A 13,055-nucleotide genomic window follows, 5' to 3' on the forward strand; every position below is an offset into this window, starting at 1 on the left:
TCATGACACACGGCGGTGGTCGCTTTATTCCGGGGTCGCGGGGGGTAGTGCGGGACTGAGGAATGTGTAGCTGCCGGCAGGTGTTGGTAGCGTCTAAGAAGGACGTCAAAACAGACAGCCGTTCCGATCGGGCGGTTGACGCAGACGCGGGAGTCACCACATGTCGGTTGAGAGCAGCGAGACCACGGCGCAGGGTCTGATCCTTAGTGACGCGGCCTCCGCCAAGGTCAAGAGCCTGCTGGAGCAGCAGGGCGAGGAGGGCCTCCAGCTGCGCGTGGCCGTGCAGCCGGGCGGCTGTTCGGGCCTGCGCTACCAGCTCTTCTTCGACGATCGTTCCATGGACGGCGACATCGTCACGGACTTCAACGGTGTCAGCGTGGTCACCGACCGGATGAGCGCGCCCTACCTCGTGGGCGCCACGGTCGACTTCGTCGACACGATCGAGAAGCAGGGCTTCACGATCGACAACCCGAACGCCACGGGCTCGTGCGCCTGCGGAGACTCGTTCAACTAGGCGGCGGCGCGGCACCTGACGGCCCCGCGGGGTGAGATCTCTCACTCCGCGGGGCCGTCGCGCGTCCGCGGGGTCGCGTATTCTTGCGGGGTTTCACCGCTCGCCCTTCCCTTAGATGCTGACAACGAGGAGAAAGATCCCGTGCGCATCGCCGTCACCGGCTCTATCGCGACCGACCATCTGATGACGTTCCCGGGTCGCTTCGGCGATCAGCTCGTCGCCGACCAGCTCGACCGGGTGTCCCTGTCATTCCTCGTCGACGACCTGCAGGTCCGCCGAGGAGGCTGCGCGGCCAACATCGCCTTCGGCATGGGCTGCCTGGGGCTGAGCCCCGTCCTGGTCGGTGCCGTCGGCGCTGACTTCGCCGACTACCGCTCCTGGCTGGAGCGGCACGGCGTCGACTGTGAGTCGGTGTACGTCTCCGAGCTTCACCACACCGCTCGGTTCCTCTGCACCACCGACGAGGATCACAATCAGATCGCGTCCTTCTACACCGGCGCGATGGCCGAGGCCCGGCTGATCGAGCTCGGCCCGATCGCCCAGCGGCTCGGCGGCCTCGACCTGGTGCTGATCAGCCCCAACGACCCCGAGGCGATGCTCCGGCACACCGACGAGGCGCGCCAGCGCGCCATCCCCTTCGCCGCCGACCCGTCGCAGCAGCTCGCCCGCATGCCCAGCGAGCAGATCCGCGAGCTGATCGACGGCGCCGCCTACCTGTTCGGCAACGACTACGAAAAGGGTCTGATCGAGCAGAAGACCGGCTGGTCCGACGAGGAGATCCTCGACCGGGTCGGCGTCCGCGTCACCACGCTCGGCCCCAAGGGCGTCGTGATCGACCGCAAGGGCGAGCCGCCCCTGCACGTCCCCCCGGCCCCCGAGCTCGGCAAGGCCGACCCCACCGGCGTGGGCGACGCCTTCCGGTCCGGCTTCCTGGCCGCCCTGGCCTGGGGCCTGTCCCTGGAGCGGTGCGGCCAGGTCGGCAACCTCACCGCCACCCACGTGCTGGAGCGCGTCGGCGGTCAGGAGTACGAACTGGGCCAGAAGGTCTTCCTGGAGCGCTTCGCCGCCGCCTACGGCGCCGAGGCCGCCGCCGAGGTGGCCCAGCACGTGAAGTGCCACCACGCCTGAGTTCTCGCCACGGCGCTCCGCGCCCCCACGGCGAGGCCGGGGGCGCGGAGCGTCCGGAGCTCGGGCTTACGCGTGGACCTGGAGCTCAGGCTTTCGCGTAGACGCGGTGCACGAAGTCGGCGAGCTGGTCGTCCGGGAGATGCTTGGCCAGGTCGGCCTCACTGATCATCCCGACGATGCGGCTGTTCTCGATCACCGGAAGCCGCTTGATCTGGTGCTGCTCCATCTTGGCCAGGACGTCCCCCGCGGTGGCGTCGGCGGTCACCCAGACCAGACCGGTGGCCATGTCCCCGGCGGTGACCTTCGACGGGTCCTTGCCGGCGGCCACGCACTTCACCACGATGTCGCGGTCGGTGATGATCCCCTTGAGCCGGTCGTCGCTCCCGCAGATCGGCAGCGCGCCGACCCCCAGCTCCCGCATCATCTGCGCGGCCCGGTCGAGCGTCTCGTGCGCCTCGATGCACCGGGCCCCCGAGCTCATCAGGTCCTTGGCAGTCTCTCCGCTCATGTGTTCCCCCCGAAACGTGTGCTGACTTTCGGGGGTTCCTACCCGTTTTTCCGGATAAGTCAGTAATTGCGCCGCACATGGATGGCCCAGCCGCCGCCGGGGAGCTCGTAGCTGGCCACATGGTGGTGGGACTTCAGCCGGCACCAGGCCGGGATGTCGGTGAACGCCGCGGGGTCGTCGGCGAGGACCGAGACGATCCCGTTGCGGGGGACCTGGTTGATCTGCTCGGCGAGCATGATGATGGGGATCGGGCACTTCTTGCCCAGGGCGTCGATGGTCAGCGCCGGAGGCTGGGTGGACCCCTCCGCGGCGGTCTGCCTGGACGTCATGAAACCTTCACTCCCCGAATGTCGATCACGTCCTTACGCCCGCGTCCTCGCGGATCCTCTTCACCATGTCCGGCAGGACGGCGAGGAAGCGGTCGACATCCGTGCCGGACGCGCCCTGGGGCAGCGATACCCGGACGTTGCCGTGTGTAAGCACGCCCATGGCCTCCAAAACATGCGATGGACGAAGCGTACTCGCCGTACATGAACTGCCGGACGATATGGCGAATCCCGCCTTGTCCAGTTCTGTCAGCAACGCTTCGCCCTCCACGTAAAGACACGAAAAGGTGACAATATGCGGGGCTCGCGCGACGGGATCGCCGATGACCTCGACATCGGGGACGAGCCGGGGCACCTCCCTCCTGATCCGGTCCACGAGCGCCGAGAGCCGGGCCGACTCCTGTGCCGACTCGGCCGCCATGGCGCGCAGCGCGGCGGCCGCCGCGACGATCGCCGGCACGTTCTCGAAGCCGGGGACCCGGCGGCGCTCCCGGTCGTCCTCGGGCAGCGGGGTGCGCCACCGGGTGCCCTTGCGGACCACCAGCACGCCGACCCCGGCGGGGCCGCCCCACTTGTGCGCGCTCGCCGTCAGCACCGACCAGCCGTCCGGCGGCGGCATCCGGCCGGCGGTCTGCGCCGCGTCCACCAGCAGCGGCACGCCGGCCCCGGCGCACAGGGCCGCGGCCTCGGCGACCGGCTGGACCGTGCCGACCTCGTGGTTGGCGCTCTGCAGGCAGGCCAGGGCCGTACCGCCGGCGAGGACCGCCTCGCCGAACGCGGCCAGGTCCACCACGCCGGTACGGCCGACGCCGATCGTCTCGACCGAACCGCCGTCGCGTTCGTGGATCCCGGCGGCGTGCAGCACGCTGGAGTGCTCCACCGCCGAGGTCACCAGGCGGCGCCCGGCGCGCCGCCGCCCGTGCAGGGTGCCGAGCACGCCCAGATGCACGGCCTGGGTCCCGGAGGCGGTGAACGAGACCTCGTCGGGCCGGGCGCCGAGCGCCTCGGCGATTTCCGTCCGCGCCTGTTCCAGTAACATCCTTGCGCGGCGGGCTGGACCGTACAGTCTCGCCGGGTCGGCCCAGCCGACGTCGAGCGCCGCGATCAGCGCCTCGCGTGCCTGAGGGTGCAGCGGCTCGGTGGAGGCCGCGTCGAAGTACGCCACGCCTCAATCGTCGCACCAAGTGCGGCGCATTCGGGGGCTGCGCGGGGGGGCGGGGGTGGTCCGCGCTAGTGTGTCCCCCAGCGTAAAGCTGTGAACTACAAGTTGTGAACATGAATAAACGACCGCCCAGGAGTGACTCCTGGGCTTCATCTGTGGGGTAGGCGATCCGTGAGTCCGACCCGCCGTTCTGCACGGCGTCCGTTGGCCCGCCGCCGGGTGCCACGCGCTGCCGCTCTGGCGCTGCTGTTGGTGTCCGCGACGGCCTGTAGTGCCGATGAGTGGTCCCGGGGCGGCTTGCCCGGCGCCATCACCAAGCAGGCCGAGACCGTTCAGAATCTGTGGAACGGATCCTGGATCGCCGCTCTCGCCACCGGTGTGGTCGTGTGGGGCCTGATCCTGTGGTCCGTTGCCTTCCACCGCAAGAAGAAGAACTCGAAGGACGAGCTGCCGCCCCAGGTGCGCTACAACCTCCCCATCGAGATCCTCTACACGGTGGTGCCGATCATCATGGTCGGCGTGTTCTTCTACTTCACCGCGCGTGACCAGAACTATGTCAACGCGATGACCGGCCAGGCGCCCGTGAAGGTCAAGGTCGAGGGATTCCAGTGGAGCTGGCGCTTCACGACGGAATACAACGGCAAGAAGGTCGAAGTCGTCGGCAAGCCCGTCAGCGACTACACCCAGGGGCCGCAGCTGATGCTCCCGGTGAACCAGAAGGTCGAGTTCGACCTCGTCTCGCCGGACGTCATCCACTCCTTCTGGGTGCCGGCCTTCCACTTCAAGCGCGACGTGATCCCGGGTGTCGAGAACAAGTTCGAGGTCGACACGCTGGACAAGCCCGCCGTCTACGCCGGCCGGTGCGCCGAGCTCTGCGGTACGGACCACAGCCGGATGCTCTTCAACGTGAAGCTCGTCCCGCAGGCCGAGTTCGACCAGTACATCGCTAGCCAGGCGGGTGCCCAGTGACCGCACTTAACGAACCCCTCACTCTCGCGCCGGTGGGGGCCCGCAAGGGCTCCGTCATCGCGAAGTGGATGTCGTCCACCGATCACAAGATCATCGGACATCTCTACCTGATCACCTCGTTCGTGTTCTTCCTGATCGGCGGCGTCATGGCGCTGATCATGCGAGCGGAGCTGGCGCAACCGGGCCTGCAGATCACCAGCAACGAGCAGTTCAACCAGCTGTTCACCATGCACGGCACGGTCATGCTGCTCATGTTCGCGACGCCGCTGTTCGCCGGCTTCGCCAACGAGCTCATGCCGCTGCAGATCGGCGCGCCCGACGTGGCGTTCCCCCGTCTGAACATGGTCAGCTACTGGCTGTTCACCTTCGGTAGCACCATCGCCCTGTCGGGTTTCCTTACCCCGGGCGGCGCGGCCAGCTTCGGCTGGTTCGCCTACACCCCGCTGTCGAACGCGATCAGCTCGCCGGGCATCGGCGGTGACCTGTGGATCGTCGGCCTGACCATCAGCGGCCTGGGCACGATCCTCGGCTCGGTGAACTTCATCACCACGATCGTCTGCATGCGCGCACCCGGCATGACCATGTTCCGGATGCCGATGTTCACCTGGAACATCCTGCTCACCTCGATCCTGGTGCTGATGGCCTTCCCGGTGCTGGCCGCGGCCCTGCTGGCCCTGGAGGCCGACCGCAAGCTCGGCACCCAGATCTTCGCGTCGGAGACCGGCGGCGCACTGCTCTGGCAGCACCTGTTCTGGTTCTTCGGCCATCCCGAGGTCTACATCATCGCGCTGCCGTTCTTCGGCATCGTCACCGAGATCCTCCCGGTCTTCAGCCGCAAGCCGTTGTTCGGCTACATCGGCCTCGTCGGCGCGACCATCGCCATCGCCGGTCTGTCGATCACCGTGTGGGCCCACCACATGTTCCCGACCGGCCAGGTGCTGCTGCCGTTCTTCTCCTTCATGACGTTCCTCATCGCGGTACCGACCGGGGTGAAGTTCTTCAACTGGATCGGCACGATGTGGCGAGGGCACCTGTCCTTCGAGTCGCCGATGCTGTTCTCGATCGGCTTCCTGGTCACCTTCCTGTTCGGCGGCCTGACCGGAGTCATCCTGGCCTCGCCGCCGCTGGACTTCCAGGTGTCCGACTCCTACTTCGTGGTCGCGCACTTCCACTACGTCGTCTTCGGCACGGTGGTGTTCGCGATGTTCGCGGGCTTCTACTTCTGGTGGCCCAAGTTCACCGGCAAGATGCTCAACGACACCCTGGGCAAGGTGCACTTCTGGACGCTGTTCATCGGCTTCCACACCACCTTCCTGGTCCAGCACTGGCTCGGCGCGCAGGGCTTCCCGCGCCGCTACGCCGACTACAGCCCGATCGACGGCTTCACCGATCTGAACATGGTCTCCTCGATCGGAGCCTTCCTGCTGGGCGCCTCCACGCTGCCGTTCCTCTACAACGTGTGGAAGACCCACAAGACCGCGCCGAAGGTCACCGTGGACGACCCGTGGGGCTTCGGCAACTCGCTGGAGTGGGCGACCTCCTGCCCGCCGCCGCGGCACAACTTCACCTCGCTGCCGCGCATCCGGTCCGAGCGCCCGGCGTTCGACCTCAGACACCCCTACGCCTCGGCCCCGCAGCAGCTGGAGGAGAACCGATGAAGGTCCAGGGTTGGTTGTTCATCCTCTGCGGGATCTTCTTCGCCGCGGTGGACGTCGTCTACTGGTTCTGGTCCAGGGAGCCGGTCGGCACGACGGCGATGGCCATCTCGGTGGGCTTCGCCTTCATGATCGGCTACTACCTGATGTACACCGCTCGCCGTATCGGCGAGCAGCCGGAGGACAACAAGCAGGGTGAGATCAGCGACGGCGCCGGAGAGCTCGGCTTCTTCAGCCCGCACAGCTGGTGGCCGCTGTTCGTCTGCCTGGCCGTCTCGCTCACCGCGGTCGGCCTGGTCATCGGCTGGTGGCTTTTCATCATCGGCGTCTTCGCGGTCATCATGAGCATGATCGGATTCGTCTTCGAGTACTACCGGGGCAACTTCTCGCACTGATCCCGGCACGTCTCCGCCGAAGAAGCGGACCACGGAAAATTTCCGTGGTCCGCTTTTTGGCGTTTGTTGGCAGGTTAGGAGTGATGTCTTACGTGGTGCTCCGCTTACTCCGGGTAATAACAGAATCAGTAGATCGGTCCGGGACGGGGGAGTTCACGTGGGGCAGGCGATCCGTGGTTCGAGCCAGGGGGCCGGGCTGCTGGCCTTGGTGCTGGCGACCTCATGTGCGGCCGGCAGCAGCACCGGAGCGCCGGGCACGCCGAGCCCCATGGGCTACGCCGACGCGGCCGTCAGCGTGGTCCCCGTCGACGGGACCGGCAAGGTGCCGACGGGAACGACCGTCCTGGTGGCGGCCCGGGGCGGGGTCCTGAAGAAGGTCACCGTCAAGGGCGGCAACGGTTCCCTGGCGGGCGTGCTGAGCGCCGACGGCACCCAGTGGCGCAGCCGGGGCACGGCGACCCCGGGGACCTCCTACAGGGTCAGCGCCACGGCGGTGAACCCGGGCGGCAAGGTCACCGAGACGACCACCTCCTTCTCCACCGTCAAGGCCGACAAGACCTTCGCGATCGAAACCTTCGCCCCCAACAGGGATATGACGGGCCTCACCGTCGGCGTCGGCATGCCGGTCATGATCACTTTCGACCAGCCCATCTCCGACCGCGTCTCGGTGGAGCGGAACCTGATGGTCCACGCCTCCAAGCCGGTCTTCGGGGCATGGCACTGGTTCGACGACAAGACGGTGCACTTCCGCCCCCGGGAGTTCTGGCCGGCGCACACCAAGGTCCGGGTCGAGGCCCGCCTGGCGGGCGTGCGCGGCGGCGCCGGCCTGTACGGCAAGCGGAACCAGAGCATCGACTTCAAGATCGGCCGCTCCCAGATCACCAAGGGGAGCACCGGCACCCACCACCTGACCGTCAGGCGCGACGGCAGGAAGATCCGCGAGATGCCCATGAGCGCGGGCCAGGGCGGCGTCTGGAAGTACTACACGACCAGCGGCATCCACCTGGCCATGTCCCGCGAGCCCGTCACCGTCATGACCTCGCCCGGCATCGGGCCCGGCTCGCCCGGCTACTACCAGATGACCGTCTACAACACCGTCCGGATCTCCAACAGCGGTGAGTACATCCACAGCGCCCCATGGTCGGTGGGCTCGCAGGGCAACTCCAACGTGAGCCACGGCTGCGTGAACGTCAGCCCGGAGAACGCCAAGTGGTTCATCGACAACACCCTGATCGGCGACCCGATCATCATCACCGGATCGCCCCGGGTGCTGGAGCCGACCAACGGCTGGGGTCACTGGCAGGAGAACTGGAAGCAGTGGCTCAAGTGGAGCAGCGTCAAGCACTTCACCACCGAATCCCGCTGACGGCGCCTCAGGCGCACCACACGACCCCGCCGGCCCCGGCCGCGCTCCTGGCCGCCGGAACGGCGCCCGGAGGCCTCTCCGTGGCCCTGAGGAGCGCATAGGGGCCTCGGGGCCGGCCGTCCCGAGATCTCCGGGGGTGCTCTGCGAGGCGCGTACGGTCCCCGGATGCCGTACGGCCGTCAAGGGGCCGGAGAGACGGCAGGGCCCGGACACCGAGGTGTCCGGGCCCTGCCTGTGGCGGAGCGGTCAGTGCCGGGTGAGGGACTTGTCGTCCTCGCCCGAGCCGACGGCCGCGTGCTCCTCGTGAGGGTGCTCGCCGTCGAGCGGGATCTTCTCCCCGCCGTAGGCCTTGCTCAGCTTGGCGCGGAGCTTGCCGAGCGGGCCGCGCATCCCCTTGGGCGGGATGCCGCCGCCGTCGGCGGAGGTGTCGGCGATCACCGGGATCGCCGTCTTGCCGCGCATGTGCGCCTCGATGGCCTCGTTCGGCGGAACGTGGACCTCGATGTACTCACCAGAGGGCAGGCGCTTGATGACGCCCGACTCCACGCCGTGCCCGATCACCGCGGCGTCGCTGCGCTGCAGGCCCAGGCACATCCGGTAGGTGATGAAGTAGGCGAGCGCGGGACCGGCGAAGACCAGCACCCGGCCGACGTAGGTCGTCCAGTTCAGCGAGACGTGGAAGAACGCCGCGATCTCGTCGTTGGCGCCCAGCAGCCACAGGACGCCGTAGAAGGTGACCGCGGAGATGCCGATCGAGGTGCGGTGCGGGTTGTTGCGGGGACGCTCGGCGATGTGGTGCTCGCTGCGGTCCCCGGTGACCCACCGCTCGATGAACGGATACAGGGCCAGGCCCGTCATGACGATGCCCATCGGCACCAGCGCCGGAATCAGCACGCTCAGCGGCAGCGTGAAGCCCAAGAAGTTGATCTCCCAGGAGGGCATCAGGCGGAGCGAGCCCTCCAGGAATCCCATGTAGAAGTCGGGCTGGGAACCCGCCGAGATGTCGGCCGGGCTGTAGGGACCGAACAGCCAGATCGGGTTGATCTGGGCGAAGGTGCCCAGCAGCGCGATGGCGCCGAACGTGAACATGAAGTACGCGCCGGCCTTGGCCATGAAGGCCGGGTAGAACGGAGCGCCCACCACGTTGGTGTTCGTGCGGCCCTTGCCCGGCATCTGCGTGTGCTTCTGCACCCACATCAGGATCATGTGGGCGGTGATCAGCGCCAGCAGGATGCCCGGGATGAGCAGGATGTGCAGCGAGTAGAACCGGGAGACCACGTCCTCGCCGGGGTATTCGCCGCCGAAGAGGAAGAAGGTGATCCAGGTGCCGACCAGCGGCAGGGAGATCGCCACGCCCTCGGTGATCCGCAGACCGGCGCCGGAGAGCAGGTCGTCGGGGAGGGAGTAGCCGGTCAGACCCTCGAGCAGGGCCAGCGTCAGCAGGCCGACGCCGATCAGCCAGTTGAGCTCACGCGGCTTGCGGTACGCACCGGTGAAGAACACTCGGAGCGCGTGCACCATCATGCCGGCGACGAACAGCAGGGCGGCCCAGTGGTGCATCTGCCGCATCAGCAGGCCGCCGCGGACGTCGAAGCTGATGTGCAGGGTCGAGGCGTACGCCTCGGACATCATGATGCCCTTGAGCGGCTCGTAGGAGCCGTCGTAGACGACGTGGCCCATGGAGGGCTTGAAGAAGAAGGTCAGGAACGTGCCGGTCAGCAGCAGGACGATGAACGAGTAGAGCGCGATCTCGCCCAGCAGGAACGACCAGTGGTCGGGGAAGACCTTCCGCAGGTTGCGCTTGAGGAAGTTTCCCGCGCCGATGCGGTCGTCGATGAAGCTGCTTGTGCTCGCTATGGGCTTCGGAACGGTTCCGGTGCTCATGCGTGGCCTCCGTTCTCACGGACCTCGGCCTCAGCGTCGCCGCGCTCCCAGAAGCTGGGACCGGGAGGAACGGCGAAGTCCGCCGTGGCGACGAGGTAGCCCTCGTTGTCCACGGCGATGGGCAGCTGGGGCAGGGGCCGGGCGGCCGGACCGAAGATGACCTTGGCGCCGTCGGCGGCGTCGAAGGTCGACTGGTGGCACGGGCACAGGATGTGGTGCGTGGTCTGCTCGTACAGGGCCGCGGGGCAGCCGACGTGCGTGCAGATCTTCGAGTACGCCACGATGCCGTCGTGCGTCCAGTTCAGGTTCGTTCCGGACTTGATCTCTTCCGGACGGAATTTGATCAGGATCAGCGTGGCCTTGGCCAGCGCGTTCAGGTCGTGCTCGTAACCCTCGGGCACCACCGACAGGATGCCGCCCGGGGAGTTGAAGTCCGCCGCGCGGATCGGCGCGCCGGTCCCCTCGACGACGAGCTTGCGGTGCTTGCCGTCCTTGGTCTTCTCGCCCCAGACGGTGTGCCGCAGCTTCTTCGGGAAGTCGGCGTAGGACGGGCCGAGGTCGCGCAGCAGGACCAGCGGGGCCAGGCCCAGCGGGGCCGCGGCCAGCAGCAGCGTACGGCGGAGCAGCGGCCTCTTGGTGATGCCGCTCTCGGCCGCGCCCTGCAGGAAGGTCTCGGCGACGTACTCCCTGGCCTGACCGTCGGAGGCCATCGGGTGGCGCTCCTGGACCAGGTTGTACTTCGGCATGATCATGCGGACCCAGACCACGATGCCCGCGGCCAGCGAGAGCAGCGCCAGCGTGAGCGCGCCGCCCAGGGCCAGGTTGGAGACCTGGGTCTTGTCGATGTCGCCGACCTGGAACGCCACGTAGGACACGATGAAGCCGATGCCCGCGATCAGGGCGACGGTGAAGCACAGGGCGGCGATCTTCTCGCCCTTCTTCGCCGTCGCCTCGTTCTGCAGGGTCACGCCGGGGACGTCGAGGTCCCCGGCGTGCTGCTCCTCGGTTCCGAGCAGGGCGGTGTCCGCGGCGGGCGAGGGGGTGCCGATGACGCGCTTGGGCACGCGTCCTTCGGGTTGCTCGATGTCGTGATTGCTGTCAGTCATTAGTGGGCCTGTCGCTTCTTCGCGGTGATCCAGATGGCGGCCAGGACGAGCAGGCTGATGCCCGCGATCCAGGCCACCAGGCCCTCGGTTACCGGGCCGATGCGGCCGAGACCTGCGCCGCCGGGGTTGGGCTCCTCACGCACGCCCACGATGTAGGCGATCATGTCCCGCTTCTGCTCGGGAGTGATGATGCTGTCGTTGAACACCGGCATGGCCTGCGGGCCAGTGATCATGGCCTCGTAGATCTGTGTCGGGGTGGACTCGTGCAGCGGCGGGGCGTACTTGCCCTGGGTCAGGGCGCCGCCGGAGCCGACGAAGTTGTGGCACTGGATGCAGTTCGCACGGAACAGCTCGCCACCCTTCGCCTTGTCGCCCTTGGCGGGGTCGACCGTCTCCTGCGAGGGGACGGTCGGGCCGCCGCCGAGAGACTGGATGTAGGCCGAGAGCTGCTTGATGGTCTCGTCGTTGACCCACGGAGCCGTGGGCTTGCGCGGTGCCTGGGCGCCGGGGTTGGCCAGGGGCATACGGCCGCTGCTGACCTGGAAGTCCACGGCGGCCGCGCCGACGCCGACGAGCGACGGACCCTGTGCGGTGCCTTCGGCGTTGAGGCCGTGGCAGCTCGCGCAGCTCTGCTCGAAGAGTTTCTTGCCCTGCGCCACGTCGTCGGCCCTGCCGGAGGCGATGGCCGCGTCGGCCCGCTCGCCCGGCGGGGCCACGAGGGTGTAGAACCCTCCGACCAGCCCGAGGGCCAGAAGCAGGACGGCGTATCTCGCGAGGGGATGCCGCCGCCTAGCGGTGATCCTGTTCACTGAGATCCCCGATTCCTTAATGAATGCCGTAGATGGTCACGAAAAGGCCAATCCAGACCACGTCGACGAAGTGCCAGTAGTAGGACACGACGATCGCGCTGGTCGCCTGCTCACGGGTAAAGCGCTTCGCGGCGTACGTGCGTCCCAGCATGAACAGGAACGCGATCAGTCCACCGGTCACGTGGAGGCCGTGGAAGCCCGTGGTCAGGTAGAACACCGAGTCGTACGCGGAGTGCGACAGGGTGTGCCCCTCGTGGACCAGCTGGCTGTACTCGTACAGCTGGCCGCCGACGAACACGGCGCCCATCAGGAAGCTGACGATGTACCAGAAGCGCAGCTTGGCGACCTGGCCCTTCTCGGCCGCCCACACGCCCAGCTGGCAGGTCACGCTCGACAGGACCAGGATGATCGTGTTGGCCAACGAGAACGGAACGTTCAGGTGGGCCTCGGGCCAGGGCAGACCCTGGCCGAGGCTCACCGACCGGATGGTGAAGTACATCGCGAACAGCGCCGCGAAGAACATGAGCTCAGAGGACAGCCAGACGATCGTCCCGACGCTGACCAGATCTGGCCTGCGGGACGAATGTGCTGTCGTCGTCGTTGAGATTGCGGATGCTGTCGCCACGGGCAGCATTATTGCGGCTCCCCGGCTCGGGTCGCCGCACGACCCCCCAATAGGGGGCTCAAACGTCCATTGAAAGTGGACGTACGGGGCATTTTGCTCGCCGATGCCTCCGGCCTGGGTCCGCGGGCCGGGCGACCGGTAGCATCCCAGGTGACCATACATCGACAAGGGATAGTGAGTGCGACCGTGAGCGCCGACGACAAAATGAGGGTTCTCGTCTACAGCGACGACGCGAGCACCCGCGAGAAGGTGCGTCAGGCGATCGGCCGGCGTCCCGCCGCCGACGTGCCCCTCGTGGAGATCGTGGAGTGCGCCACCCACGCCAAGGTCGTCCAGCACCTCGACTCGGATGAGATCGACGTCGCCGTGCTCGACGCCGAGGCGCAGCCGGCCGGTGGCATGGGCGTGGCGCGGCAGGCCAAGGACGAGGTCTACGACTGCCCGCCGATCTGCCTGCTGATCGCCCGCCGCGACGACCGCTGGCTGGCCGAATGGTCCCGAGCCGAGGCCGTCGTGCCGCAGCCGATCGACCCGGTGGTCCTGGCCGACGCCGTCGCCGACCTGATGCGCCGCCGCCTCTCCACCCGCCTGACCGCCCGGTAGAACCT

The 13,055-nt window shown here is 67.7% G+C and carries 14 protein-coding genes; 7 read left to right on the top strand and 7 right to left on the bottom strand.

Annotated features, from left to right (window positions below):
- Positions 1 to 160 precede the first annotated feature (160 nt).
- The gene (erpA, locus tag BM085_RS13110; RefSeq protein WP_012889376.1) at positions 161 to 514 is read left to right on the top strand and encodes an iron-sulfur cluster insertion protein ErpA; all 354 of its coding nucleotides are present in this window, start codon (positions 161 to 163) and stop codon (positions 512 to 514) included.
- Between the two features lie 141 nt (positions 515 to 655).
- Complete coding sequence (locus tag BM085_RS13115) at positions 656 to 1,642, top strand: carbohydrate kinase family protein (protein WP_093887274.1); 987 nt, start codon at positions 656 to 658, stop codon at positions 1,640 to 1,642.
- Positions 1,643 to 1,727: 85 nt separating this feature from the next.
- Here BM085_RS13115 and BM085_RS13120 read toward each other — a convergent pair whose 3' ends face one another.
- Genes BM085_RS13120 through BM085_RS13130 form a run of 3 tightly spaced genes read right to left on the bottom strand, consistent with a single transcriptional unit; the run spans position 1,728 to position 3,641 of the window.
- Positions 1,728 to 2,150: a CBS domain-containing protein gene (locus BM085_RS13120; protein ID WP_093887275.1), complete on the bottom strand. Its 423-nt coding sequence runs from the start codon at positions 2,148 to 2,150 to the stop codon at positions 1,728 to 1,730.
- 59 nt (positions 2,151 to 2,209) lie between these two features.
- The gene (locus BM085_RS13125) at positions 2,210 to 2,479 is read right to left on the bottom strand and encodes a sulfurtransferase TusA family protein (protein WP_093887276.1); all 270 of its coding nucleotides are present in this window, start codon (positions 2,477 to 2,479) and stop codon (positions 2,210 to 2,212) included.
- A gap of 25 nt (positions 2,480 to 2,504) precedes the next feature.
- A complete protein-coding gene (locus BM085_RS13130) occupies positions 2,505 to 3,641 on the bottom strand; it encodes a cysteine desulfurase family protein (protein ID WP_093887277.1) in 1,137 nt (378 codons plus the stop codon).
- Positions 3,642 to 3,857: 216 nt separating this feature from the next.
- Here BM085_RS13130 and ctaC point away from each other — a divergent pair, with 216 nt between their 5' ends.
- The 4 genes from ctaC (at position 3,858) to BM085_RS13150 (ending at position 8,023) form a co-directional block, all read left to right on the top strand.
- Positions 3,858 to 4,607, top strand: coding sequence for an aa3-type cytochrome oxidase subunit II (ctaC, locus tag BM085_RS13135; protein ID WP_435810403.1), 750 nt, complete (start codon positions 3,858 to 3,860; stop codon positions 4,605 to 4,607).
- A gap of 68 nt (positions 4,608 to 4,675) precedes the next feature.
- Positions 4,676 to 6,265, top strand: coding sequence for an aa3-type cytochrome oxidase subunit I (gene ctaD / locus BM085_RS13140; protein ID WP_245789305.1), 1,590 nt, complete (start codon positions 4,676 to 4,678; stop codon positions 6,263 to 6,265).
- Positions 6,262 to 6,657 (top strand): cytochrome c oxidase subunit 4, encoded by a 396-nt coding sequence (locus BM085_RS13145; protein WP_031167828.1) that lies wholly within the window; start codon positions 6,262 to 6,264, stop codon positions 6,655 to 6,657. Before ctaD ends, BM085_RS13145 begins: the two co-directional genes overlap by 4 nt.
- A gap of 157 nt (positions 6,658 to 6,814) precedes the next feature.
- Positions 6,815 to 8,023, top strand: coding sequence for a L,D-transpeptidase (locus BM085_RS13150; protein WP_093887280.1), 1,209 nt, complete (start codon positions 6,815 to 6,817; stop codon positions 8,021 to 8,023).
- A 246-nt stretch (positions 8,024 to 8,269) separates the two neighbouring features.
- Here the strand turns inward: BM085_RS13150 and qcrB are convergent, their stop codons facing one another.
- The 4 genes from qcrB to ctaE are packed head-to-tail and all read right to left on the bottom strand — an operon-like array spanning position 8,270 to position 12,456.
- Positions 8,270 to 9,907, bottom strand: coding sequence for a cytochrome bc1 complex cytochrome b subunit (qcrB, locus tag BM085_RS13155; RefSeq protein WP_093887281.1), 1,638 nt, complete (start codon positions 9,905 to 9,907; stop codon positions 8,270 to 8,272).
- Positions 9,904 to 11,013 carry a cytochrome bc1 complex Rieske iron-sulfur subunit gene (gene qcrA / locus BM085_RS13160; RefSeq protein WP_093887282.1) on the bottom strand — a complete coding sequence of 370 codons (1,110 nt, stop codon included), beginning with the start codon at positions 11,011 to 11,013 and terminating at the stop codon, positions 9,904 to 9,906. The genes qcrB and qcrA overlap by 4 nt, the downstream gene beginning before the upstream one ends.
- The gene (gene qcrC / locus BM085_RS13165) at positions 11,013 to 11,822 is read right to left on the bottom strand and encodes a cytochrome bc1 complex diheme cytochrome c subunit (protein WP_093887283.1); all 810 of its coding nucleotides are present in this window, start codon (positions 11,820 to 11,822) and stop codon (positions 11,013 to 11,015) included. Before qcrC ends, qcrA begins: the two co-directional genes overlap by 1 nt.
- Before the next feature lie 16 nt (positions 11,823 to 11,838).
- Entirely contained in the window at positions 11,839 to 12,456 is a 618-nt protein-coding gene (ctaE, locus tag BM085_RS13170) for an aa3-type cytochrome oxidase subunit III (RefSeq protein ID WP_012889388.1), read from the bottom strand.
- Positions 12,457 to 12,651: 195 nt separating this feature from the next.
- On the opposite strand from ctaE, the gene BM085_RS13175 reads away from it, so the two are divergent.
- Entirely contained in the window at positions 12,652 to 13,050 is a 399-nt protein-coding gene (locus BM085_RS13175; RefSeq protein ID WP_031172935.1) for a response regulator, read from the top strand.
- Positions 13,051 to 13,055: the final 5 nt, after the last annotated feature.

The organism is Streptosporangium canum, from assembly GCF_900113865.1.
In the GTDB taxonomy this organism is placed as follows: Bacteria; Actinomycetota; Actinomycetes; order Streptosporangiales; family Streptosporangiaceae; genus Streptosporangium; species Streptosporangium canum.

Coding starts and splice junctions, on each gene's coding strand:
- ctaE (WP_012889388.1), bottom strand. CDS start 12,456: ATGCTGCCCGTGGCGACAGCATCCGCAATCTCAACGACGACGACAGCA.
- BM085_RS13125 (WP_093887276.1), bottom strand. CDS start 2,479: ATGACGTCCAGGCAGACCGCCGCGGAGGGGTCCACCCAGCCTCCGGCG.
- ctaD (WP_245789305.1), top strand. CDS start 4,676: ATGTCGTCCACCGATCACAAGATCATCGGACATCTCTACCTGATCACC.
- qcrA (WP_093887282.1), bottom strand. CDS start 11,013: ATGACTGACAGCAATCACGACATCGAGCAACCCGAAGGACGCGTGCCC.
- erpA (WP_012889376.1), top strand. CDS start 161: ATGTCGGTTGAGAGCAGCGAGACCACGGCGCAGGGTCTGATCCTTAGT.
- BM085_RS13120 (WP_093887275.1), bottom strand. CDS start 2,150: ATGAGCGGAGAGACTGCCAAGGACCTGATGAGCTCGGGGGCCCGGTGC.
- BM085_RS13175 (WP_031172935.1), top strand. CDS start 12,652: ATGAGGGTTCTCGTCTACAGCGACGACGCGAGCACCCGCGAGAAGGTG.
- qcrB (WP_093887281.1), bottom strand. CDS start 9,907: ATGAGCACCGGAACCGTTCCGAAGCCCATAGCGAGCACAAGCAGCTTC.
- BM085_RS13145 (WP_031167828.1), top strand. CDS start 6,262: ATGAAGGTCCAGGGTTGGTTGTTCATCCTCTGCGGGATCTTCTTCGCC.